The organism is Cupriavidus sp. 05T313, from assembly GCF_056396665.1.
This window is the reverse complement of sequence record NZ_JBFTLX010000104.1, coordinates 1-24,626: the sequence shown is the minus strand read 5'-3', so window position 1 is coordinate 24,626 and position 24,626 is coordinate 1. Positions and strand designations below refer to the sequence as shown.

General features: G+C 66.6%; 18 protein-coding genes and 1 pseudogene. 2 read left to right on the top strand and 17 right to left on the bottom strand.

Going from position 1 to position 24,626, the window contains the following annotated elements; translation table 11 throughout:
* Positions 1 to 29 precede the first annotated feature (29 nt).
* The 12 genes and pseudogenes from AC1DKD_RS21755 to AC1DKD_RS21700 form a co-directional block, all read right to left on the bottom strand.
* Positions 30 to 605, bottom strand: a complete 576-nt coding sequence (locus tag AC1DKD_RS21755; RefSeq protein WP_477111798.1) for a DUF2889 domain-containing protein — start codon at positions 603 to 605, stop codon at positions 30 to 32.
* 100 nt (positions 606 to 705) lie between these two features.
* Positions 706 to 1,161: a MaoC family dehydratase gene (locus AC1DKD_RS21750; RefSeq protein WP_441629541.1), complete on the bottom strand. Its 456-nt coding sequence runs from the start codon at positions 1,159 to 1,161 to the stop codon at positions 706 to 708.
* Between the two features lie 2 nt (positions 1,162 to 1,163).
* Complete coding sequence (locus tag AC1DKD_RS21745; protein WP_477111799.1) at positions 1,164 to 2,312, bottom strand: acyl-CoA dehydrogenase family protein; 1,149 nt, start codon at positions 2,310 to 2,312, stop codon at positions 1,164 to 1,166.
* Between the two features lie 13 nt (positions 2,313 to 2,325).
* Positions 2,326 to 3,340 (bottom strand): annotated as a pseudogene (locus AC1DKD_RS21740) (acyl-CoA dehydrogenase family protein).
* 87 nt (positions 3,341 to 3,427) lie between these two features.
* Positions 3,428 to 4,606, bottom strand: coding sequence for a thiolase family protein (locus AC1DKD_RS21735; RefSeq protein WP_441629544.1), 1,179 nt, complete (start codon positions 4,604 to 4,606; stop codon positions 3,428 to 3,430).
* 31 nt (positions 4,607 to 4,637) lie between these two features.
* A complete protein-coding gene (locus AC1DKD_RS21730; RefSeq protein WP_477143695.1) occupies positions 4,638 to 5,786 on the bottom strand; it encodes a porin in 1,149 nt (382 codons plus the stop codon).
* A gap of 127 nt (positions 5,787 to 5,913) precedes the next feature.
* Positions 5,914 to 6,825: an SDR family NAD(P)-dependent oxidoreductase gene (locus tag AC1DKD_RS21725; RefSeq protein WP_477103716.1), complete on the bottom strand. Its 912-nt coding sequence runs from the start codon at positions 6,823 to 6,825 to the stop codon at positions 5,914 to 5,916.
* Positions 6,826 to 6,870: 45 nt separating this feature from the next.
* A complete protein-coding gene (locus AC1DKD_RS21720) occupies positions 6,871 to 8,073 on the bottom strand; it encodes an acetyl-CoA acetyltransferase (RefSeq protein WP_441629547.1) in 1,203 nt (400 codons plus the stop codon).
* 14 nt (positions 8,074 to 8,087) lie between these two features.
* Positions 8,088 to 9,548: a 3-oxoacyl-[acyl-carrier-protein] synthase III C-terminal domain-containing protein gene (locus AC1DKD_RS21715; protein WP_477111801.1), complete on the bottom strand. Its 1,461-nt coding sequence runs from the start codon at positions 9,546 to 9,548 to the stop codon at positions 8,088 to 8,090.
* Positions 9,549 to 9,638: 90 nt separating this feature from the next.
* Positions 9,639 to 10,418: an AMP-binding protein gene (locus AC1DKD_RS21710; protein WP_477143694.1), complete on the bottom strand. Its 780-nt coding sequence runs from the start codon at positions 10,416 to 10,418 to the stop codon at positions 9,639 to 9,641.
* Positions 10,419 to 10,453: 35 nt separating this feature from the next.
* Positions 10,454 to 11,431: a Bug family tripartite tricarboxylate transporter substrate binding protein gene (locus tag AC1DKD_RS21705; RefSeq protein WP_477143693.1), complete on the bottom strand. Its 978-nt coding sequence runs from the start codon at positions 11,429 to 11,431 to the stop codon at positions 10,454 to 10,456.
* 355 nt (positions 11,432 to 11,786) lie between these two features.
* Positions 11,787 to 15,611, bottom strand: a complete 3,825-nt coding sequence (locus AC1DKD_RS21700) for a LuxR C-terminal-related transcriptional regulator (RefSeq protein ID WP_477143692.1) — start codon at positions 15,609 to 15,611, stop codon at positions 11,787 to 11,789.
* Between the two features lie 271 nt (positions 15,612 to 15,882).
* On the opposite strand from AC1DKD_RS21700, the gene AC1DKD_RS21695 reads away from it, so the two are divergent.
* Together AC1DKD_RS21695 and AC1DKD_RS21690 are read left to right on the top strand one after the other, a co-directional pair.
* The gene (locus AC1DKD_RS21695) at positions 15,883 to 16,653 is read left to right on the top strand and encodes an enoyl-CoA hydratase/isomerase family protein (protein WP_477103718.1); all 771 of its coding nucleotides are present in this window, start codon (positions 15,883 to 15,885) and stop codon (positions 16,651 to 16,653) included.
* A gap of 72 nt (positions 16,654 to 16,725) precedes the next feature.
* Complete coding sequence (locus AC1DKD_RS21690; protein ID WP_441629553.1) at positions 16,726 to 17,865, top strand: acyl-CoA dehydrogenase family protein; 1,140 nt, start codon at positions 16,726 to 16,728, stop codon at positions 17,863 to 17,865.
* 258 nt (positions 17,866 to 18,123) lie between these two features.
* Here AC1DKD_RS21690 and AC1DKD_RS21685 read toward each other — a convergent pair whose 3' ends face one another.
* The 5 genes from AC1DKD_RS21685 to AC1DKD_RS21665 form a co-directional block, all read right to left on the bottom strand.
* Entirely contained in the window at positions 18,124 to 19,134 is a 1,011-nt protein-coding gene (locus tag AC1DKD_RS21685; protein WP_477143691.1) for a Bug family tripartite tricarboxylate transporter substrate binding protein, read from the bottom strand.
* Positions 19,135 to 19,191: 57 nt separating this feature from the next.
* On the bottom strand, positions 19,192 to 19,956 hold the full coding sequence (locus AC1DKD_RS21680) for an SDR family NAD(P)-dependent oxidoreductase (RefSeq protein WP_441629555.1): 765 nt from the start codon (positions 19,954 to 19,956) through the stop codon (positions 19,192 to 19,194).
* Positions 19,953 to 21,665: an AMP-binding protein gene (locus tag AC1DKD_RS21675; RefSeq protein WP_477143690.1), complete on the bottom strand. Its 1,713-nt coding sequence runs from the start codon at positions 21,663 to 21,665 to the stop codon at positions 19,953 to 19,955. Before AC1DKD_RS21675 ends, AC1DKD_RS21680 begins: the two co-directional genes overlap by 4 nt.
* Positions 21,662 to 23,230 (bottom strand): class I adenylate-forming enzyme family protein, encoded by a 1,569-nt coding sequence (locus AC1DKD_RS21670; protein WP_477143689.1) that lies wholly within the window; start codon positions 23,228 to 23,230, stop codon positions 21,662 to 21,664. The genes AC1DKD_RS21675 and AC1DKD_RS21670 overlap by 4 nt, the downstream gene beginning before the upstream one ends.
* A 99-nt stretch (positions 23,231 to 23,329) precedes the next feature.
* Positions 23,330 to 24,442, bottom strand: a complete 1,113-nt coding sequence (locus tag AC1DKD_RS21665; protein WP_477143688.1) for a CaiB/BaiF CoA transferase family protein — start codon at positions 24,440 to 24,442, stop codon at positions 23,330 to 23,332.
* Positions 24,443 to 24,626: the final 184 nt, after the last annotated feature.

Sequence of the window (24,626 nt, the reverse complement as noted above, 5' to 3'; positions counted from 1 at the left end):
GGCAAGGCGGCCGGCGCGGCAGCAGGTCGTTATTGCGCGCCAGCGCGCCGGTGTTCCGGCCACAGCACCTTGACCGCTTCGCCGTCGATGCGGTGGGTGTGGCARCTGTCGACCAGCGACGGCCGTGGCATCGGGCTCTGCCCGTCGGCAGGCCGGCGGCCGCCGCGCTCGGTGCGCTGCATCGCAAAGAGGGTCTGCATGGCGGTAGTGGCGAGTACGCTGACCAGCTCCGTCAGGTGCGTGCACCCTTGCACGCCGCCCAGACGCGCCTTGACCTCGCGTTTGAAGCCCGGGCCGATCCGCATGCCGCGCAGTGCCGCGTAGGCCGTCTCGATCTCGGGACAAAACTTGGTCGGACCGCTCTCGATGCGCGCCGTCGCAGCCTGGATGACCAGATCGCGGTCCACCGTCAGCACGATGCGCATGTCATGGATAGGCGTGCCCGGCGGCACCGTCTTGAAAATAAGGTCGGTGCCATCCGGACTGATGTCCTGCAACTGTCCTTCGATATCGAACAGTCCATCGCTGCGCGCAAAGCCGGAGGTGGCGATGTGGCGGTAGTGCAGCGGTTTTCTCCAGGCCGGAGTCGATGTGGATTGACTCATGAGTGCTTCGCCCCATATTGGTTGGAATCCGTTGGCGTCCTCCCTTGCCATCCGCGGCCAGGGAGGACGCACGCTGACAGGCACTGGCGTGCCAGGCGGTTCAGGGCAGGCGGCGCATGATCGATTCCGCGACGCAAACCGGCTTGTCCAGGCCCTGGCACTCGACCGTCATCTCGACCTTCATCTGCGCGCCGCCACCGGCAAGCGGATCCCAGGCCAGCAGCTTGAAATGCGCGCGAACGAGGCTGCCGACCCGCACGGGGGCGGGAAAGCGGACCTTGTCGAGCCCATAGTTCACCCCGGTGCGGGCGTCCAGGATCTTGTAGGCGGTCGCGGTAAGGACCGGCAGCAGGCTCAGCGTCAGGAATCCGTGGGCGATGGGGCCGCCAAACGGGCCGCCCTTGGCGCGTTCCGGGTCCACGTGGATCCACTGGTGATCGCCGGTCGCATCGGCAAACAGATTGATGCGCTCCTGCTCCACGGCAAACCAGTCGCTGATGCCGATGCATTCGCCGATGCGGCCTGCGAGATCCGTGATCTTTTCATAGGTCTTCATGTTTATTGTTCCTCCGGCGTCAGCGACGCCTGCAATGCCGCCGCACAGGCAGCTTCGTGCCGGTCGGCGCTGCCGAACAGGAAGTCGGCGACGACGGCACGTTTGTAGTAATGGCCCACGGCGTATTCCTCGGTCATGCCGATGCCGCCGTGCAACTGGATGGCCTGGCCGCACACGGCCTTGGCGGCACGCCCGATCAATGCCTTCGCCTGGGACAAGGCGCGCCGGCGCGCGGCATCGTCGTCGTTGGCGAGGGACGCGAGCAGGGCGTACAGCATCGAGCGGGAGACTTCCATCTCCGTCGCCATGTCCGCGATACGGTGCTGCAATGACTGGAAGGTGCCGATGGGCACGCCGAACTGCTTGCGGATCTTCAGGTAATCCGCGGTGAGTTCGATGGCCTTTTCCATGACGCCGACCAGCTCGGCGCACAACGCAGCGGTGGCGTGTTCCAGGCCATGCCGGAGCGCGGCCGCACCGTTGCCAGGCTCGCCGAGCACGGCGGCCGGGCCCACCTGGACGCCGTCGAAGACCAGTTCCGCCGCGTGGCTGCCATCGTGCAGCCGCATTCCGCGCACGACGAGGCCCGGGCTGTCCGCGTCCACGAGGAACAGGGTCGTCCCGGCATGTCCCGCCAGCGATGCCGACACGATAAAGGTGTCCGCCACGGTGCCGCCCAGCACCAGCGTCTTGGTACCATGCAGCGCATAGCCGTCGGCGCACAGCTCGGCGCGCAGCGCAACCGGCTCTGGAAAACCGCCCGATTGCGCTTCGCTGTACGCCAGGGCGAACCGGCGCCCGCCCTCCGCCACTAGCGGCATCAGCCGGGCCAGTTGCGCGGGGCGGGCGGCCGCCACCAGCGTCTGGGCAGCGAGCACGGCGCAGCCGATATAGGGCTCCACCACCAGCCCCCGGCCCAGCTCGTGGCAGATCAGCGTGGTATCGATGACCGTTCCGCCAAGGCCATCGTGGTCTTCCGGCAAGGCAGCCGCCAGCCAGCCATTGCCGGCAAAGGTGCGCCAGTGGGCCTCGCTGCAGCCGGTGCCGCCCTTGAGCAGCTCGGTGCGCTGTTCGAAGCTGTAACTCCTTTCGACGAAGCGGCGCACGCTGTCCTGCAGGAGTTGCTGCTCGGAATGCAAATTGAAGTTCATGATCGCTCGGTTCTTAGAGTTGGAACAGCGTCTTGGCGATAATGCCGCGCTGGACCTCGCTGGTGCCGCCGTAGATGGTCGAGGCCCGGCGGAAGAACATCTCATTGGCCAGTCCGCGCCCGGGCCACTGCGCCGGCATGCGCGCGCCGTCCGCTTCTTCCTGCGCGCTTGGGAAGGCCACCGCGCCATAGTCGCCGAGCGACTCCACCACGAAGGTGCTCATCCTCTGCTGCAGCTCGGTGCCGCGCACCTTGAAGGTAGCGCCGCAGGGTCGGCAGATCCGCCGCCGACGCGTGTTCGTTGTTGAGCAGGAACTTGGTGATCTTCCAGCCTTCGCCTTCCTCTCCGATGCGATTCGCGACGGGCACGCGCACGTTGTCGAAGAAGGTTTCATTGAGGTGGTGGCGGTCGTCGATGCTGCGGATCGGCCGCACCGTGATGCCGGGTGTCTTCATGTCGGCCAGCAGGAAGGTGATGCCAGCCTGCTTTTTCACCTCGGTATTGGTCCGCACCAGCAGGAAGATCCAGTCGGCCCGGTGGGCATAGCTGGTCCAGATCTTCTGGCCGTTGATCACATAGTCATCGCCATCGCGCTCCGCGCGGGTGCGCAGCGACGCCAGGTCCGAGCCCGAGCCGGGCTCGGAGAATCCCTGGCACCAGGTGCGATCCGCATTGAAGATCGGCGGCAGGTGCTCGGCCTTCTGCGTCGGTGTGGCGAATTCGTTCAACACCGGCCCGATCAGTTTCTGCGCGGCGCCATCCTGCGACGGTGYGCCGGCGGCCATGCACTCCTCGTCGAAGGCCAGCCGCTGCAGCACCGACCATCCGGTGCCGCCGTGCTCCTTGGCCCAGTAGGGCGCGCCCCAGCCCTTCTGGTTCAAAATGCGCTGCCAGCGCACCAGGTCCGCGTTGGGCGAGCGTGTGCCGCTGCGTACGGGCGCCACCAGGTCGGCCGGCAAGTGATCGCGCAGGAAATCGCGCACCTCCTGCCGGAACGACGCGAGGCCCGGATCGGGTTGAAAATCCATTTCGGTTCCTTCTCATCTGAAATCCATCGCGAAGGCGCATGAACCAGCGCCTTCGCCCGCCGCGCGGCGCGCGGCTCTTCACACCACTCAGACGTGCAGGATGGTGGCGACCGCAGCCGCCCCATCCAGGCCTATCTGGCCGCCGCCGTTCTCGGCCAGGGCGAGCCTGGCATTGTCACGTTGGCGCGGACCGGCTTCGCCACGCAGTTGCTGCGTCAGTTCGACCAGTTGCGCGACGCCGGTGGCGCCGATCGGATGGCCCTTGCTCAGCAGGCCGCCGCTCGGGTTGACGGAGATCTTGCCGTTCAACCCGGTTGCGCCGCTGCGCAGCATGCCAAGGCCATCGCCGGGACGGCACAGCCCCAGGCTTTCGTAGTACATCAGCTCTGAGGGCGCGGAGGCGTCGTGCACTTCCGCCACATGGATGTCGAGCGGATCGACGCCGGCCTGCTCATACACTCCGTACGTCGCGCGCACCGCGCAATGCGCGAGGCTGGCGTCGGGCGTGCCCGAAACCAGTACCGAGCCGCCCACCCAGACCGGGCGCGCGGTGGTCATGCGCTTGAGGTAATCGGGCGAGCACAGCACGACGGCGCAGGCGCCGTCGCCGATCGACGAGCACATCTGCAGGGTCAGCGGGTCGCTGATCATGCGGCTTGCCAGGACCTCTTCGACCGTCGTTTCGGTCCTGAACTGGGCGTAGGGATTGAGCGAGGCGGCCTTGCGGCTCTTGACGACGATCTGCGCGATATCCGCAGCGGTGGCGCCGGTCTCGGCCATATACTTGCGCGTCTTCTCGGCGTAGATGTCCATGAAGATCGAGCCGCTGCCCGATCCGACATGGGCCGGCTTTTCTTCCTCGAGGTCGACCGCCTTGGCCAGCGCGCCGAAGGAAACGCGCTTGTCCTCGTGCGTCATCCGTTCCGCGCCCACCACCAGGGCCACCTGGGCCTGGCCGCTGCGCACCGCGTTCCACGCGAGATGGAAGGCCGTGCTGCCGGTTGCGCAGGCGTTCTCCACATTGAATACCGGCTTTCCCATCAGGCCGGTGAAGCGCAGCGCGGCCTGGCCGCGGATCATTTCCTGGCCGGTGATAAGGCCGGCCACGGCGTTGCCGAAATACACCTGGTCGACGTCCTGCGCCTGCAGGCCGGCGTCGTCAAGCGCGGCCTTGACCGCGCTTGTCGCCAGCATCCGTACCGTCTGGTCGGGGAACTTGCCGAAGCGGGTCATGCCGACGCCGACGATTGCACAAGTCTTTTTCAATTGGATTCTCCACTAAGTGAAACGAAGGTCGTCAGAAGATGTGCCGCATCCCGAGGGTGACGGCGAACTGGCTGTTCTTGCCGGCGCCGAGGTAGTAGCCGGTGCCCAGGCCGCCCACCGAGGTGTCGAAATTCAGGCCGGCGTTCTTCGAGTAGGCGGTGGCGAGATACAGGCTGGTGCGCTTGGTGAAGAAGTACTTCGTCGTGAACATCACCTGCCACGGGTTCTTGATGTCGCCGAGCATGGCCCCGTTCACCGGATTGGTGACCTGCCGCACGTCGTCGTAGTAATAGGCTAGCGTGGATTCAAGTTGCGGCGTGAAGGCGTAGGTGCCGCCGACCCAGTAGTAGTTGTCGCGCAGGGTCTCGACGCCCGCCGGATTCTGGCTGCGGCCCCAGCGGTAGCCCGCCACCAGGCGCACCGGGCCTGACGCATATTTGCCCGCCACCGCGGCGCGTTTCGCCTTGCCCGGGGGGCCGCCGGCCGTCGTGGCGGCGTCGACCTCATCGTAGGCGACGCCGACGCCGAACGCGCCGGCCGCGTAGCTTGCCGCCGCGCCATAGGCAGCACCCGAACGGAAATTCCCCGGCACTTCGCCTGCCGTTGCGGGCACGGTGGTATCGACGCCAAACGACCAGTGCGCGGCGACTTCAAGCGGACCGAAGTTGGCGCCGTACTTGACGACGTTGTCCTCCCGGTAGTACCGGCCCAGGTACGCCACCACCGGCTCGTACTGAGGCTGGTAGAAGCCGGCCTGGTAGTTGGCCAGTACGTCGAAGATGGAGGTGTACTGGCGGCCGAAGGTCAATTTGCCATACGGGCTGTCGAAGCCGACGTAGGCCTGCCGTCCGAACAGCCGGCCGCTGTTGGCCATCTTGCCGTCATCCGAACTGRAGCCGCTTTCCAGCACAAATACGCCCTTGAGCCCGTTGCCGAGATCCTCCACGCCGCGCAAGCCCCAGCGCGACCCGCCGATGCCGCCGGTCAGCATGGCGACGCGATGCGCCGCCGGGCCCGCCGGTATGGTCGCACCGGTGCTCGACTGGTTGTTGACGTACTCGATGTTGGTATCGATCAGGCCGTAGAGGGTCACGGACTGCGCGCTTGCCGTTCCGGCAAGCGCCGCGCCGGCTGCCAGCAGGGCAACCCGGGCGCACTGCATGTGTTTGGTCAGCTTCATGAATGTCTCCATTTCCATTTTTTTATTCACCGCGCCTGACGCTGGTTTGGGTCGGGCTCTGGATCACTGCATGCCGATGCCGGCTGCAACACGGTGCAYCCGCATCGCGGCCGGCGCTCAATGGGGGTCAGACCGGATCCCACGGAAAAACGTCACGCGACAGTTCCAGCGGATAGAAGGAACCCTGCAGCATGGGAATGGCGCGCTCGATGCACGACTGCACGGTCCAGCCTTCGCTGGCATGCGCGGTGCGGATCGGGCGCGGTTGCGAGAACAGGTAGATTTCGTTGTTGCGCACGCCAAAGACCTGCCCGGTGATCTGCTTGCCCTGGTTGCTCAGCAGCGCCAGCGTGAACGGCGCGATCTTGCCGGCTTCCAGCGTCATGTTGATCTTCATGCGTTCCGCGGCCTCCGGCGTGTTGGTCGGGATGCTGCCGACCATGCGCGTGAAGGCGAACGGCGCGATGCAGTTCGAGCGGACATTGAACTTCTGCATATCCACGGCGATGGACTTGGACAGGCCGACGATGCCCAGCTTGGCGGCGGCGTAGTTGGCCTGGCCGAAGTTGCCGATCAGGCCCGATGTCGAGGTCATGTGCACGAAGGCGCCGCCTTCCTGCGCCTTGAAGTGCGGCGCCACCGCGCGCGACACGTTCCAGCTGCCCTTGAGGTGCACGCGTACCACCGCGTCGAATTCTTCCTCGCTCATCTTGTGGAAGATGACGTCGCGCAGGTTGCCGGCATTGTTGACCACGGCATCGACGCGCCCGTACAGGTCGAGTGCCTGCTGGGCAATCTTCTGCGCCGAGCTCCATTCCGCCACGCTGTCGGTGTTGGCGCTGGCCTCGCCGCCTGCTGCCTTGATCAGGTCGACGGTCTCCTGGGCCGGGCCGGCGCTGCCGCCGGAGCCGTCCATGTTGACGCCGAGATCGTTGACGATCACGCGGGCACCCTGGCGCGCCGCCTCCAGAGCGATGCCGCGACCGACGCCCGCACCGGCGCCGGTGACGATGATGACTTTCCCTTGAAGCAAACTCATGGTTGAAACTCCTCCAAAAACGAACAAGAAATGGACTGGCCGGCTTTAATGGTTCAGGCCCAGGATGCTCACCGCCGCAATGCCCTGGTAAGGCACGCCGCCCAGGTTGTGCGTCAGGCCCGTGGTGGGATTGGCGAGCTGGCGCTCGCCGGCCCGGTCTTGCAGCTGGTTGTAGATTTCGTAGGCCATGCGCAGGCCGGAGGCCGCGATCGGATGGCCGAAGCATTTCAGGCCGCCATCGACCTGGCACGGCACGCCGTTGCCATCGCGGTCGTAGAAGCCGTCGAGCACGTCGTGCACTGCGCGGCCCGGTTCGGAGATGAACAGGTCTTCCATCGTGACCAGCTCGGTGATCGAGAAGCAGTCGTGCACTTCAATCAGCGACAACTGCTTGCGCGGATCGGTGATGCCGGCTTCCGCGTAGGCGCGCTGGGTGGCCATGCGGGTATTGCGTACGTGGCTGCCATCCCAGGCGTTGGTGGTGGACTCGATGCCCGAGCTGATGCTGAGCTGGATCGCCTTGATGGTGACCATGTCCTTGCGGCCGAGCGCGCGGGCGATCTCCGGCGTGGTGACGATGGCTGCCGCCGCGCCGTCGCTGACGCCGCAGCAGTCGAACAGGCCGAGCGGGTCGGCGATCATCGGCGCGGCCAGGATCTGCTCCATCGACACCGGCTTGCGCAGGTGCGCCTTCGGGCTGAGCGCGCCGTTCTGGTGGCTTTTCCAGGAAACCCGTGCCAGCGCGCGCTTCAGGTCTTCCTTTGAAATGCCATGCTTTGTGCGATAGCCGTCGGCCAGCTGCGCGAAGCCCGCGGGCGCCGATCCCAGCGGCAGCCACAGGTCGTTCATGGTGCCCTTGTACGAGAACGGCAGGCCGCCATAGCCGGTGTCCTTCAGCTTCTCCGCGCCGATCGCCAGGGCGATATCGACGGCGCCGGAGGCAACAGCGTAGGCCGCGCCCCGCAGGGCCTCGGTGCCCGTGGCACACATGTTCTCGGTGCGGGTGAACGGAATGCCGTCGAGCCGCAGCGCCAGCGAAGCGGGAATGGCGGAGTTGCCGATGTTCACCGCGTCCAGGCAGGAGCCGAACCAAGCTGCCTCGATTTCCTTGCGCCCGATGCCGGCATCGAGCAGCGCTTCGTCGAAGGCCTCGGCCAGCAGCTCGTGGGTACCCACGTCCCAGCGCTCGCCGAAGCGCGAGCAGCCCATGCCGATGATGGCGACCTTGTCCTTGATACCGTTTGCCATGATGTTGATTCCCCTTATGCCGACACCGGCGTGGCTTTCCAGAAATAGCGCGGATAGTTGCGCGCCTTGTCGACGTCCTTGATGCGGAACGCCATCCGCAGCGGTGTGCCGACGTCCAGTCCCTGCGGCCCGACATCGACGATTTCCATCAGTACCCGCGCATCGTTGTCGAACTGCACAAAGCCGACGTAGAGGGGCGGCGAGGGGTGATAGGACAGCCAGTCCGCGGTACTGGTCAACACCTTGGCCGGCACGTCGTACAGGTGCGCGCGTGTGAATCCGGCCGCCGGCGCGTTGCAACCTGCCTTGACGCAATAGGCCAGCTGCGGGAACTGCAGCGTGCCGCAATGAGGGCACTTGCCGGCGACAAAGCTGGCGAGCTGGTGCGCGCAGCGGTACTGCTCGGTGAAGGCGGTCTTGACCGGCTTCTCGGCGCGCATGCCCCATTCCAGGTCGATGGCGCCGCCATACGACAGCATGCGCAGGTAGGCGTCGTGGATCTGGCCGTCGGCGATGGCGCAGGCCACGCCGCGGCGCGGCCTGAATCCGAGAATGGCTTCGGTCACGCGCAGCACCAGCACGTCGCAGCCCTGGCCGAAGCCGGCGACCACGATCACCTGGCCTGGCTGCGCGCGCTCCAGCACATCGGCCAGCATCAGGCAGGCGTGCGCCGCGCCGGCATAGCCACAATGCTCGTCCAGGTGTGCGCTGACGGCTTCAGGCGCGAAGCCGCAACGCTTGGCCACCATCGCGGCAGCACCCTTCAGGGCCGATGCCAGGATGAAATGGCTGACGCCCGCGGGCGCGACGTTGGCGTCGGCCAGTGCCTGGGCCACGGTGCCCGGCACGACCTTGCCGTAGCCCTCGTCGCGGATCCAGCGCTCCTCCCAGTAGTAGTCGTACTTCCCGTCGGCGGCGCGGAAGTGGTCCACGAACAGGTTGGTGCAGCTGGCGCTGCCAATCAGGCTGGCCAGGATGTCCTCGCTGCCCAGCGTGAACGCCGCGGCGCCGGCGCCATAGGTCAGCTCTTGCGTGCTGGCAGGCTTGCCGGCAGGGTTGTCGCTCGCGACGAACAGCGCCTTGCCGTCCGCGGCGCGCAGCTGCGCCAGCAAGCCGGACACCCCGGCGCGCTGCGACAGGCCGACGTCCTGCGTGCGGACATTGGCCGGCAGGTCGAGCGCGCCCGCCACGATGCTGGCGCTTTGCAGGTCGCCGAAGGCGGGCCGCGTGGTGGCCAGCGCGAGCGCGGAAAAGTCGTGGCGAGGGCGGTGGTCCAGCGCGTCGCGCGCGGCTTCCACCGCCATGGTCACGCTGTCCTCGTCCCARTTGCAGAAAGCGCGGTGGCCTTTGGCCAGCGCGGCATTGCCGGGCGCCATCCAGCGGTGAGCCGCGGCGATGGCGGCGCGCTGCATGCGCAGGCGGGGCACATAACCGCCGTATCCGGTGATTCCGTAAGGTGTCGTCGTCTTGGTCATGATGTCGGTGCTGTGGTTGCGGCGCTTGGTGAGTCCCGTTGAGGGTCGCAATTCCTGTGGTCTGGCGTTAGCTGCAAGTAAGCTGGCAAATCAGCGGGCAAATGGCAGCAAGAGCGTGTCGCCCCGCACGACTGCCTGGTGCAGCGAAGCGAGGCTGGCCATGCCGCCTGGCGAGGCGGGCATGGCACGGTCCGCCATGCGCGCGAAGCCCCGATGGCTGAGGGTCGTGGCGCCGGGCTGGCCCGGGCCATYCGGCGCATGCAGCAGCACGGCCGGGTCCGGTCCGCTCGCCACCATGGGCACCGGCCCGATACCTGCGGCCAATGCATCCGCGAAATCGTGCACGACGGCAGGCCGAGCCTTGCCGGGCGCCTTGCCGTGCGCGCTGCCGGAAAGGCCGGACGGCGCCGGGCACGCGGCGACAATGCAGCCACGCAGTCCGCCCTCGCCGAGCAGGGTCGTCACGGCGGCCCGGGCTTCCTGCGCGGCGATGGCAACCCGCGCGCCGGTATCGCTGGCGCAGCGGGCCATGGCCACCGGCGTCATGGCCGGGTTCATCGCCACGACCACGGCATCGCAGCGCAATACGGCATACCAGGCGACCGCGAGCTGCGGGCCGTCCCGCATCGCCAGCAGCACGGGGTCGCCGCGCCGCACCGCAAGGTGCTGCTGCAGATAGCCGGCCAGGCACAGGGCGGCGCGGTGCAGGTCGCCATAGGTGATGCGTTGGCCCTGGTATGCAATCGCGCAGCTGTCGTGGTCGCGCTGCGCGCGGGCCTCGAGGTATCCGAAGAGGTGGCAGTCCCGCGCGCCGGACGCATCTTCGGCGCCGGCGGACGATGCCGCGGGGAAGCAGGAGAGGACGGACATGTCGTTCGCCAGAGTCATCGGGCCGGATCCCGTGATCACTCGGGCTGGATGCCGGCGAGGTTGATCAACCGCTTCCACATCTTCTGGTCCTCGACGACGCTCTTGCCAAGCTCGGGACCGGTGGCCGGGAAGGCCAGGCTGCCGCGCTCCGCATAGTGGGTCTTGGCTTCCGGCGAGCTGACGAATTCGAGGCTCAGGCGCGCCAGCTTGTCGATGATCGGCTGCGGCGTGCCGGCCGGCGCAAACAGGCCGGTCCAGCTCACCATCTGCACGCCCTGCACGCCGGCTTCGGCCAGGGTGGGCGTGTCGGGCAACAGGGCCATGCGGCTCGGGCTCATGACCGCCAGCGCGCGCAGCTTGCGGGCCTGGACTTGCGGCACCGCGGACGCGATATCGGTAAGGCCGTAGTCCATGGTGCCGCCCATGAGGTCGGTCATCATGTTGGCCATGCCCTTGTATGGGACGTTGACCGCCTTGATGCCGGCGGCCTCGTTGAAGGCGGCGACGGCGACCTGGGAGGGCGCGCTGGCCGTGCCGTAGTTCAACTTGCCGGGCTTGGCGCGCGCGCCGGCTATCAGTTCGGCCACGTTGTGATAGGGCGAGCTGGCGGGCACCACGATGGCCACCGGCAGCATCGACAAGCGCGCGATGGGCGCGAAATCCTTGCGGGCATCGTAGGGCAGGTGCTTGAACAGGTTCGGGTTGGCCGCCATGGTGCCGGAGGTGGCCAGCAACAGCGTGTAGCCATCCGGCGCTGCCTTGGCCACGAACTCGCCGGCCATGATCATGTTGRCGCCGGGGCGGTTGTCCACCACGAAGCTCTGCCCGAGCTTCTCTGCCAGGTACTTCGCCAGCAGGCGCGTATAGGCGTCAGCGCCGGTGCCTGCGCTGGAGACGGACACCACCCGCACCATCCGCTCGGGGTAGTGCTGCGCGGTGGCCGGGACAGCCAGTGCCAGCAGGGAGCAGAATGCCGCGATGCGTCGACGGGCGAGTGAGGTGAAGGGGGTCATGCGGGTCTCCTGTCATTCGTTGTTTTGTGGATAGGCGCTGCGGGCAGCGCCGGAACCGGTTCCCGTATCCAGCATGGCGGGGACGACTCTTTCGGCGGAGTCACCGTGTTCTCGTGTTGGCTGAATGATTGCCGTGCCAGGGGGGGAGGGCACTCCCCGGGCCGGGGGGGCGGCGCGTGCGGGGCGCCGTTCGGGTGGCGAGGGTGTTTCGTATGAAACGGCAAGGCGGCCAGGTTTGCACGACGCCGGCAGGCTTGCCGTGCGTCAGGGATGGTGTCGCGGATTCACAGCTGATGTGCTGCCGGCCGCGCGTGAGACGCGCGGATCCCGCAACCGCGGGCCGCCGGCCTGGCGCTTATGTGCGCTGCGCGGGTGGTTGTGTGCCGGCCAGGTCGCGCAGGCGCGCGGCGGCACCGCCACGCCCGGTCACGCCGAGCTTGGCGTAGATGTTCTTCAGATGCCACTTCACCGTCTCCGGCGACAGGTTCAGCACCAGCGCGATCTTCTTGTTCGGCATGGCTTGCGCAACCAGGCTCAGTATCTCGTGCTCGCGCTCGCTGAGTGCTTGCGAGGCTGAGGCCKGCATGCCCTTGCGGGGGCCAGCATCGTGGGGCGCGGCGGCGGCGGCCGATTGCAGGCGCTGCGCATAGAAGGTCAGCACGGGATCCAGCGCTTGCGTGTCGAGGAGCGCGCCCAGAACCCGGGGCAGGTCGCTGGAAACATCGAGCAGGGTGCGCACCAGGCCGAGCCGGTGGCCGATCCGCAGTGCCTGGCGCAAGTGCGGCAGCGCCGCCTGCGCGTTGCCGAGCTGCTGCCGGGCGATGCCCAATTGCAGCCACAATGTGGCGACCCGCACCTGCTGGCCACGTTGCTCGCAGGCGCGGATATAGGGCTCTATGCGGGCCACGGCGCCGGCGAAATCATGGACGTAGAGGCACATCTCGATGCGGGCGCGCTCCACGCCGTAGGTGACGCGCAGGGATTTTCCGGCGTGGCGGGCGCCAAGCGCCTCGAGACGTTGCAGCACGGCACCGGCCTGCACCATCTGGCCCTGGTCCAGGTGGTGCCGCAAGCGCAGCCCGAGCGCGCTCACCAGCAGCCTGTCCAGCCCGAAACGCACGGCATAGGTCTCGAGCCGGTCCAGGCAGGTACCCGCCTCCGCGCGGCGGCCCGTCAGCCATTGCGCCTCCGACAGCACCAGCAGCGCGCGCATCACGGTGTCGGGCAGCGAGACGCGCTCCAGCACGTCAATGCGCGGCTCCAGCAGCCGCAGCGCCCCCTCGAAATCGTTCAGCTCGTATAGCGTATCCGCAAGCAGCCCGGCGGCCATGCACGACAGGCCCGCATAGGGGGCGCCGCGCTCGTCGGCCTCGCGCAGCACCTCGCGCACGATCCGCTCGGCCGGGACGATGCTACCTTCCAGCGTCAGGCTCATGGCGCTGATGCAGCGGCCCAGCAGGCGGCTGCGCGGCGCGCCGGGGCGCTCGCCGGTGTCATCGAGCACCGCCCGCGCGCGATCGTACTGGCCACGGTAGACGTAAGCCCACGCCAGGATGTTGCTGCGGCCGGTCCAGGCAAAATCGCTGGCATCGCGAGGAATGTCGCGCACGGCCTCGAGCAGGGCGTACACCGTATCGGTATCGTCCTGCTGCAGCGCCAGGCCGCAGCGCAGCAGGGTGATGGCGTAGCGCTGGCCAGCGTCAAGCATGGCGTGCTGCGATTCCATCCGTGCCAGGCTTTCCCGCAAGGCGTCGAACTTCCGCGTGTACAACTGCAGGTAAGCCGAGGCGACAAGAATGCCGAAGCGCGCCTGCACCTGCTCGGCCGGCAGCCGGCGCAGCAGGCTGGCCAGCTGGCCGAGCTCGCCCCCGGACAGCAGCTCGTAGGCGCAGGTCTCCACCATGGCGGCGGCCGCGCCCGCGTCGCCCGCGAGCACGGCGTGGCGCACGGCATCGTCGATATGTCCGCGCTCGCCAAACCAGTGCCATGCGTCCACGTGGAGCGCGCGTCGCGCATCGTCGGACCACCCTGCCACGCGCGTCAGCAAGACCTCTCGCAGCAGCGGATGCAGGCGATACCAGGTTTCCCGGTCGTGGCTGCCGATCTGCGTGATGAACAGGTTATCGTTCTCCAGCCGCGCCAGCCGGCCCTCCATCTGTGCGGCGTATTGAGGCTGTCCCAGCACGCTGGCGCACAGTGGGGCGCAGATGCGGTTGCAAACGGCCATGCGCGTCAGCATGTCCAGGTCGTCGGGCGCCAGGCGCACCAGCACTTCCTGCTCGAAATAGCTGGCGAATGTTCGCGCGTCGCGCACCTGGACGAGCGGGTAGGTGCCGCCGCCCCGAGCCCGCAGGTCCACGGCAAACAGCTGCAGGCCCGCAACCCAGCCGTCGGTGAGCGCGTGCAGGGCGGCGGCGTCGCGCTTGCGGATGCCCCCCAGGCGTTCGCACAGGAATTGCTCCGATTCGTCGGCGGTAAAGCGAAGGTCGCGCATGTCGACCTCGGTGAGCTTGCCTTGCGAGCGCAAGCGCTCCAGCGAGAGCGGCAACGCGCTGCGGGAGCTGAGCGCCAGGTGCACATGCGCGGGCACATAGTCCAGCAGCCACTGCAGCGCCTGGTAGATACGCGCGTCGTCGATATGGTGCAGGTCGTCGAGCATCACCACGATTTCGCGTCGATACCGGGCAAGGCCCTGCACCAGGCTGATGACCCAATGCTCGATGGCGGCAGCGTCAGTGTCGCGCCCGATCAGCAAGGCGGTTTCCCGCACAATGGCGGGATCCACTTCGCCGATGCTGGCCAGCAGGCAATCGAAGAAGCGGCCCGGTTCGTTGTCCTCCACCGCCAGGGAAAGCCAGGTGACGTCGTAGTCCAGCGCCAGCAGCGACCTGCGCCAGGCCAGCAGGGTACTGGTCTTGCCACTGCCGGCCTGGCCCTGGACGACGACGCAGCGCTGGCGCCGCGCTTCCTGCAGACGCGCCATCAATGCCTCGCGCGGAATCAGGTTGCGGGCCACGCGGGGCGGCATCACCTTGGTGCTGGCAATGGCCTCCACGGCGCTGCCCGATGCTGGCATGTCCGTGGCTTCTGCTGTCGAATGGCTCCGTGAGGCGTGTTCCTGCTCCGCGGAATCTGCGAGATGTGTTGCGTCGTCACCGGAACTTAAGGCCTGCGCGAAAGCCGCGGCCGGCGTGAGCTCCTGCTCGGGCATCCAGATATACGGCCTGCCGTCGCCGCGCGGAAGGCGCGCGTCGATTGCCTCCAGCAATAGCGGCATGGAGGGCACTCCGGGCCGCCGCGGTTGCGCGGCGGTTGCGCGGAAAAAGCGCTGCAGCATCCGCAGCCATGATGCAGGGTTCGGCGCGAAGTGGGCTTCGATACGAGGGTGCCGTGCCAGCCACTTCAGCACGGCCGCGTGCTGATGCGTCGCGTAGTTGTCGGCGATCAGGTGAAGGCGCGCGCCGGCCGGCGTGCTGCGCTCGAGCTTGCGCAGGAAGGCAAGCCACTCGGTTTCGCGCTGCCGCGTCTGCATTGCCGTCTGGGTCCGCGCCGGGGGCTGCATGTCCTCCTGCATCCCCTTGAGCGCGGCCAGCAAGCGCGCGGCGCTGACAGGCCGGCCGCTGTGCGCGGCCTCTTCGGCCGGTGCTRGCATGGTCTCGCCGCCGGCATGGATCGCCAGGGCATGTTCGGACGGTGCCATATACAGGCCAACGATTTCCAGAGGCTCGCCGGCCAGGCCGAGGTCGGCGGCGACGCCGGGTTTCTGCGCGGCGGGCGGCGCCAGGCCGGCCGCCCGCCAGTGCCGCGAGATGCTTGCGGCACTCACCCCCAGCTGTTCGGCCAGCTTGCGGGTGCTCCAGGGGGCGGGTGAATCCGGCCGGCCCTGGGTGGTCAGCGCTACCAGCCGCGCGATGTCGACCTTTACCGGGGGCGCGCCGCGCGGAAGGCTGGCCTCGATGCCCGCGAGCCGCAGCTTCGCATAGCGCTCGCGCCAGCGCGAAACCTGCACGCGGCCCACGCCGAGCCGTTCGGCGATGTCCTTGTTCTGCATGCCCGCCGCGGCCAGCAGCACCATGTGTGCGCGCTGTGCAAGGCGGGTGGCGCCGCCGTCGGCATCCCGCAATTGTTCCAGTGCGGCGCGCTCGGCGTCGGTGAGAACAATGTCAGGGGCTACTCGCATTCACGCACTCCATCGGGCTTGCCGCGTTCCGAAAATCGAAGCGCAGTAGAACATAACTTCCGTTTTGCGTGCAACTCTCCGTAACCATGATAGCCGCGGAACCGGCGAGGCGGCCGGGTGCCTCCGTCCGGCCCACCCCGAACGAGTAGTGCCAGGGGCGGGGCGGACGATTAGATTGATCCTGCCGAAAGATCAACATCCACATCCACATCCACATCGACATCGACATCGACATCGAGACGGATACCCGTACATATTCCTGGAGACACACATGAGTTTTTCGCAAGCAGTGGTCGGCTCGGTTGGCTGGCTGACCTTGACCCGTCCCGACAAGCTGAACAGCCTGACCCGCGAGATGGTCGAGGGTATGACGGCGCAGTTGCAGGCCTGGCGCGACGATCCCGCCGTGCGCGTCGCGGTGCTCACGGGTACCGGGCGCGCCTTCTGCGCCGGGGCCGACCTCAAGCAAGGCGCGGCGCCGCCCGCACCTGGCGAAAAGGACTCACTCGACATCATCGTGGCTTTTTTCGACACGCTGCGTGCATTTCCCAAGCCCGTGATCGCGGCAGTCAACGGCCTGGCGCTGGCCGGCGGGCTGGAAGTGGTGCTGGCCTGCGACATCGTCCTGGCTGCCGAAAGCGCTCGGCTGGGTGATGCGCACTCGAACTATGGCGTGTTTCCCGGCGGCGGCGGTGCGGCGATCCTGCCGCGCAAGGTGCCGGACAACGTGGCCCGCTACCTGCTGTTTACCGGTGACTCGCTGAGCGCGGCCGAGATGAAGGGCTATGGCCTGGTCAACGAAGTCCTTGCCGATGCCGAACTGTGCGATCGCGCGCAGGCGCTGGGCGACAAGCTGGCCCGGAAGAGCCCGCTGGTGCTTGCGCGAATGAAGCGCGTGGCGGCACAGGCCACCGACAAGACCACGGCGGATGCGCTGCGCCAGGAGGTGCTGGAGCTGCGCGATCACAAGCGCTCGTACGACATCCAGGAAGGCCTGCGCGCCTTTGCCGAGAAGCGCGAGCCTCAGTTCCGGGGCTATTGATCGCATCGCGCCAATCCCGAATGCATTGCCGGCTTCGCCGCCGCGCCAAACCTAAAGCCAAGAGTATCGACCATGACATATCAACTTCCCACCGAAGACCAGACCCTGGCGGTCGAGAGCTTCCGCAAGTTCCTGCAGGCCGAGATCAAGCCCGTCGTCAAGGAGTATCGCGACCGCTTCATCCCCAAGGAAACCATGCGCGAGCTGACCCAGAAGATCGCGCAGTTCGGCTTGCCCGGCTGCACGCTCCCCGTCGAGCATGGCGGCATGGGCTTGTCGTTCACCACGCATTGCATGCTGTTCGAGGAACTGGTTGCCTGTTCGTGCGATATCGCGCTGACCGTGATGATCAACAACGGCATCGCCCGGCGCCTGCTGTCGGCAAAACCGGAGATTCGCGACCGCTACCTGCCGGGCATCCTGGCAGGCAAGCTGTTCGGCTGCGCCGGTATCAGCGAGCCGGACGTCGGCTCCAACGTAGCCGAGATCAAGACCCGCGCGGTGCGCGACGGGGACCACTTCATCATCAACGGTGAGAAGACCTGGATCACAAACGGCTTTTACTCCGACTTCCTGATCTGCACCGTGCGCGGCGAGAACGGGCTCTCGCACATCGTGATCGACCGCGAGGCGCATGGCTACGAGGCGCGCAATATCCAGAAGATCGGGCTGAACTCGCAATCCACCGCGCAGATCTTCATCACCGATGCACGCGTGCCCGCCACCAACCTGATCGACGACGAAGGCGCGGGCCTGAAAAACACCATGAAGATGTTCGAGCACGCTCGCGGCCATGTCGGCATGCTGTCGGTCGGCATCATGCGAGCAGCGCTCGAAGAATCGATCGCCTATGCCAAGGAGCGCAAGCAGTTCGGCAAGATCATCGCCGGCCATCAGCTGATCGCGGCCAAGATCGCGGACATGGCGATGATGCTCGACGCCGCCCGCCTGATGTGCATGCGCGTGTTTGGCATGATGGATGCCGGCGTGCGTTGTGACCTGGAGGCTTCCATGGCCAAGGCATTCGCGACCGAAGCCGCGGTCCAGGTGTGTCGCGACGCCGTCCAGCTGCACGGCGGCAACGGCATCACCAAGGAGTTCAACGTAGAGCGCTATCTGCGCGAAGCCATCATCATCCCGATTCCCGATGGCACCACGGAGATCCAGCGCTTGTTCATCTCGCGCCGGCTGACGGGGATTTCGGCGTTCTGAGAGGGGGAGGCGAGGAAGGCCGGCGCTGGGGGGCGCCGCCTTTTTTCGTTGGGCGTTCATCCGACGGCTATGCCGTCCTCGGCGCAGAAGGCAACCAGCGCTTCGGTAACGCCGAACGTGGGGCTATCCGGATCATGGACCGGCACGGAGAGGCCCAGGTCGATGCCATGGCATCGCGCACGGAACTGGTCATCCCCCCGCAGCACGTGATCGATGAAAGGTGGCCCGGAGGTGGCCGCACCGCGCCACGTCTTGGAATCACTCGGGCTGCAGGCCCGAGACTGCGATCATGCGTTTCCAGATGGCCTGATCGGAAATGACCGTCTTGCCCAGTTCGGCGCTGGTTCCAGGGTTCGGCATGGTGCCATGGGCGGCGTGATGAGCCATGGCGATCGGCGAGGTAGCGAATGCCAGGATCAGCCGTTCCAGATTGCTGACAATCGGCGCTGGCGTGCCCGCCGGCGCGAACAGCCCGACCCAGCTGATCCTTGAAATGGCATCGGCCATCGCGGCGTCCTGCATGCCGGTTTCCGCCAGGGTCGGAACGCCTGGCGCTTGCGGCAGCCGCTTGGCGCTCAGCATGGCAAGCGCGCGCAGTTTGCCGGACTGCAGGTGCGGCAGGATGTAGGAAGCCTCGACGACGCTATAGTCCACGACGCCGCTGATCAGATCGGGCAAAAGGCCGGCGGCGGACTTATAGGGAACATTGACCGATTTGATTCCTGCCGCCTCATTGAAGGCCGACACCATGACCCGATAGCCCGTGCTGACGGTGGCGCAGTTGAGCGAGCCCGGCCTCGCACGCCCCGCGGCAACCAGGTCGGCGACGGTCTTGAAGGGCGAGGTACCGGGCACAAGCAACGCCAGCGAAAGCGAAGAGACGCGAGCCAGCGGCACGAAGTCCTYCACCGGGTCGTAGGGCAGGCGCTTGAACAGGAAGGGATTGGCGGACATCGCGCTGGACGCGGCAAGCAGCAGGGTGTAGCCGTCCGGGGCGGCCTTTGCCACGTAATCGGTAGCGATGATCATGTTGGCTCCGGGGCGGTTCTCGACCACCACGCTCTGCCCAAGCGCCTCGCCAAGGTATTTGGCCAGCTGGCGGCTGTAGTCGTCGAGTACCGTGCCTGGGCTCGTGATCGAGACGATCTTGATATACCGCTCTGGATACTTCTGCGCCTGCGCCCTTGCTGGCGACGCCAGGGTCAGTAGCGCGCCGCCGGCGGCGAAGCCCATGATGCGTCTTCGGGTCCGTGAAACCAGGGTGTCCATGCGTTCTCCTCGTGCGTTGTTGTCATGCGTGATGAAAGCTGTGCGCGTGTTGGGGCATCAGCGGGCCGACATCCGGATGGCGCCATCCAGCCGAATGGTCTCGCCATTGAGCATCGCGTTCTCGATGATGTGCATCGCGGTGGCGGCAAATTCCTCAGGCATGCCGAGCCGCGCGGGATGCGGCACCGACGCGGCGAGCGCGGAGCGTACATGCTCCGGCGCCTTGGCAAAGAGCGGTGTGTCGAACACGCCGGGGGCGATGGTGCAGACGCGGATCAGCCTGTGCGCGAGGTCGCGCGCCGCCACCAGCGTCATGCCGACCACGCCGGCTTTGGCCGAGGCATACGGCGCCTGGCCGATCTGGCCTTCGTACGCCGCGACCGATGCCGTGAGCACGCATACGCCGCGTTCGCCATCGACGGGCTCATTCAGGGCCATGCGCGCCGCTGCCAGCCTCAGCGCATTGAAGGTACCCACCAGGTTGGTGCGAACGATCGACTCGTACTTCTCCAGCGAGCCCGCACTGCCATCCCTTTCGACCACGCGCACCGGACCTCCCGCGCCTGCGCAATGGATCAGCACACGCAGGGCGCCGAGCGAGGCGGCCGTATCGCAGGCGTGCAACATCTGCGCGGCATCGCAAACGTCCGCCCTGACAAAGCGCGCCAATGGCCCCAGTTCGGCCGCCGCGGCAATGCCATGGGATTCGGACAGGTCGGCTATCACCACGGCAACGCCCCGGCTGACCAGCTCGCGGGCGCACGCGAGGCCAAGCCCCGACGCGCCTCCGGTAACGACAGCAGACAATGCCGCAATCTTCATTGCCTTTGCACCATGTCCTGTTGATCGGGTGACTGCCCGGCGGGCCGATGCTTGTGCACCTGTTGGGGGTGATTCTTCAACGCCTCGATCAGGACGCGGTCCTGCGGCTTCTCCGATGCGGTCTTCGGGATCTGTTCCAGCACCTGTACAAAGGACGGCACGAAATTCGTCTCGAGACGCGCGCGGCAACTGGCAAACAGGTCGTCCACGTTGAAGGCCTTGCCGCGAGCCGGTACCACGGCCGCGACGACATCCTTTTCGCCCGGTGCCCCGGAGGCGGCTTTGACACCATAGACATAGACGTCGTCGACCAGTCCGGATTCCGCGATGGCCTTTTCCACGAATGCCGTATTGATGAAATCTCCGTTGCGCCGGATGCCGTTCCCCTTGCGGTGATCAAAGAACAACCAGCCCTGCGCATCCTCATGCACCATGTCGCCCGTGTGCAACCAGCCATCCGCGCACTTGACCGCGGACGCCTCGGGGTGGTTCACGTAGTCGACCCGATAAGGCTGGCCGTCGGCGTGCCGAAGCAGCAGCTCGCCTGACGCGCMGGCCGGTACATCGTGTCCTTGCTCGTCGACGATGCGGTGGATGAAGTTGGGACTCGGTCTGCCGATGCTCCCGACYGGGCCAGCGTCCACCGGGTTGAAAGCCATGCCGCCCTCCGCCTGGCCGTAGAATTCCAGGATCCGTGCGCCGAAGCGTTGCTCGAACGGGCGCCACAGCGCTGCCGGCATGCCCGCCGAGATGACCAGGCGCACGCGGTGATTGCGATCGCCGGGCCTTGGCGGCTCCGCGTACAGCGCCGCCGGCATGCCACCCAATAACGTGAGGGTGGTGCAACCGTATTGCCGGGCAATGTCCCACAGGCGCGATTTGGTGAAGCGGCGGGAGAACACTGCGTGCAAGCCGCCGCACAGTGCCGCTCCCAGCGTCACGGTCTGGGCGTTGCCGTGGGTCAGCGACAGTCCGGAATAGAGCGTATCCGTGCCGGTGTAGCCGAACCGTTCCAGCACCGTCTTCGYTGACGTGCAGTAGCGGCGATGGGTCAGCACAATCCCCTTGGGATCGCCGGTGGTGCCGGAGGTGAAGAGGATCTCCATGGCGCTGTCTGGTTCTGTCCCGTCATGCGGCAACTCATCCTGGCAAGGCAGGCGCAGGGCGTCCATGCCGAGTGCCGACGCCGGCCACGCAGATGGCTCTGGCCCTTCGTCCGTAGCCAGTACGAACACGTGCCTGAGGTCAGGCAGCGCGCACGGGATCTCTGCAATCTGAGGCAGGGCATAGTCCGCCATGACCAGGGCACAGGCTGCCGAATCGCGGATCATGAAGCGAAGCTTTTCGCCACGGGTTCTTGGATCAATGGGGACGACTATCGTCCCCAGGATCGCCGAAGCGATCAACAGTTCGACGACCTCGGCATGGTTGGCCATCAGCGTGGCGATGATATCGCCCCGGCGGTAGCCCATCGAATRCAAACCATGGGCCATTGCCTGCCCGTTACGCCACAGATCGCCGTAAGTCCGGACCTGATCCGGGCGTACCGATGCGCCCTCGAAGGTCAACGCAACCCGATCGGGATCGTGCTTCGCGTGGTCGCGCACCACGCCCGCGATGGTGAGATGGGGGGGAACGTGCATGAGACGGGAGACCCTCAAAGAGTGAAATGCAAAGGCGACATTCTCTTTACGCCTTCCCAACGTCAAGCTACCCGCCGCGTGTGGCCTTTCCAGTACTTCTCCCGCACCTGCCTGCGCTGTACCTTGCCGACGACGCTGACCGGCAACTCGGCGACGAAGGTGATCGCCTTGGGTGCCTTGAACCTGCCAATGCTGCTCTTGACGTGCTCGATAAGCACCGCCTCGCTGACCTCGGCGCTTTGCTTGAGCACGACCTCGGCATGCACGGCCTCGCCCCATTGCTCATGCGGAATGCCCACCACGGCCGAGATGGCAACCGCAGGATGCGAATTCAGCGCGGCTTCGACTTCGATGGCGTAGACGTTGAAGCCGCCGGTAATGATCATGTCCTTCTTGCGGTCCACGATGAACAGGAAGCCGTCTTCATCGACATAGCCGAGGTCGCCGGATTTCCAGAAGCCGTCCTCGAATTCGGCCGCCGTTCCCTCCGGATTGTTGAAGTATCCCGGAATGATCCCGCGGCCCCGCAGCCAGATTTCGCCGGTCTGGCCCGGTGGGAGTTCCTTGCCCGCTTCGTCGGCCACCAGCAGTTCGGTGCCCGCTATCACGCGGCCCGCGGAGCCCAGCCGTTCGTCCGTGGCGGTGGCGTGGTCGGCCTTGGTCAGCGCGCTCACGCGCTGGATGCACTCGGTGGAGCCGTATACCTGCACGAAGATATTGCCGAAGCGCTGCTGCAGCTGCCGCAATTTGACCGGGCTCATCGGCGCCGCGCCATAGAAGAGGGTGCTCAGGCTGGACAGGTCGTAGGCCGACGCCTGCGCCATGTCCAGCAGGCGGTAGAGCAGGGTGGGCACCATCATGCCGATGGTGATCTTCTCGGTTTCGACATTGCGGCACCACTGGTCCAGGTCGGGCATGTTCTGCGTGACCGTGCAGCCGCCGCGGAACAGCGTGGGCAGCATGCCCATGCCCGAGCCGTGGCTGATCGGTGCCATATGCATGTAACGGGTGCCGGCGTCCAGCCAGTGCTCGTCCACCGCATAGAACGAATCGCGGTTGGAGAGCCAGTTGTCCATGGTGTACTGCGCGCACTTGCTCTTGCCGGTGGTGCCGCCGGTGAAGCGGTACACCAGGATGTCGCTGGTGGTGTCGCTTTCGATGCCGGGATCCGTATCCTCGACGCCTTCGAGCAGGTCGCCGAAGCAGGACAGGCCGTCGCGCGCGGTTGCGGGCGGGTCCATGCAGACTACCTGGATGCCGCGCTCGCGCAGCATGTCGAAGTAGCGGTCGAGCAGCGCGTTCTCAAGGAATACGACCTTGGGACGGATGAAATCGATCTGCCAGCGGTGCTCGTCGATGGAATCGCGGTAGTTGGTCCAGGCGACGGCGGCCTCGCCCTTGAGCGCGGTCCAGGCGTGCAGCAGCGACWGGTTGTCGTTTTCGAGGATGCACATGTAAATGTCGCCACGGCGCAGCGACAGCCGCTCGCGCATCATGTTGACGACACGATTGGTGTAGCGATGCAGCGCCGCGTGGGTGAAACGCCGGCTACGCTCGATGTTGACCAGCGCCTCGCGGTCGCGATGGAGCATCGCCAGTTGCCCGGTCAAGCGGGCGAAGTTCATCTTCATTCTTGTCTCCGTCATGCAAAGGTGGCGCATGCCTGGCGTAACATGCGCCGAATAGTCTGTTGGCAGTGCCCTGGCCCTTCTGGCGCCGCGCCCGTGCCGTCAGCGCGCGAGCCAGTCGGCGAGCACGGCATCGGTATGCTCGCCGCGATGGGGAATTGCCCCCGGCGCGCCGGCGGGTGTCCCGGAAAAACGCGGCGCCGGATTCGCCTCCAGCACGCCGCGCTCGCGCGTGTAGACGCCGCGCGCCTGCATATGCGGATGGTTCGCCGCTTCCTCCGGGCTGAGCACAGGCGCAAAGCAGACGTCGGTGCCTTCCAGCTGCGCGCACCAGGCATCGCGGTCGCGGCTGGCAAAGAGGATAGTCAGGCGCTCGCTGAGTTGGGGCCAGATGGCACGGTTGTACTGATCATCGTAGGTCGGATCGGCATCCAGGCCGAGCTTCTCGCGCAACTGCTGGTAGAACTGCGGTTCGACCGGGCCGATGGAGATATGGCGGCCGTCGGCGCAACGATAGGTCTTGTACCAGTGGGAACCGTCCAGCAGGCTCGTTCCGCGCGGGCCATCCATCCTGCCGGATGCCATCAGCCCGTGCAGCAGCGTCATCATGTGGGCGCTGCCATCGACAATGGCAGCGTCGACGACCTGGCCCTTGCCGGTCGTGCGCGCGCTCGTGATGCCCGCCAGCAAGCCCACGGCGAGATACATGGCGCCGCCGCCAACATCCCCGACCAGGCTTGGCGGCGCCACCGGCGCTTCGCCGGGCTGGCCCGCATACCAAAGCGCGCCGGACAGCGCGATGTAGTTGATATCGTGTCCGGCGGCAYGGGCGAGCGGGCCATGCTGGCCCCAGCCTGTCATGCGTCCATACACCAGGCGCGGATTGCGCTGCAGGCAGAGTTCCGGACCCAGCCCGAGCCGCTCCATCACGCCGGGGCGCATGCCTTCGATCAAGGCGTCGCACTGTGCGGCCAGGTCCATCACGGTGGCCACGCCAGCCGGCGTCTTCAGATCGATGGCCACGGCGCGTTTGCCGCGCCGCGACAGCGCATGTTGGCTCAGGTCCGGCTCCTGCGCGCCGGCCGGCACGCGATCGACCACGACCACGTCCGCGCCCAGGTCGGCCAGCAGCATGCCGCAGAAGGGGCCGGGACCGATCCCCGCCATCTCCAGAACACGGATGCCGGCCAGCGGGCCCGCCCTGTTTGATTTCATCGTGTTGTCTCCGTACTTGTCTTGCAGGGCCCTGGAACAGGGATTGCGCCGCCTGTCAACCGGTCAGCGGAAGGACGGCTCGGGCATGGGGCCCGGCATGCGGGCCCGTGCCACGCCGAGCATGCGGCGATGCGCCGCCCAGAACAGGACGCGCAATGAGAAACCCCGAGCCCCCGTCATGGCC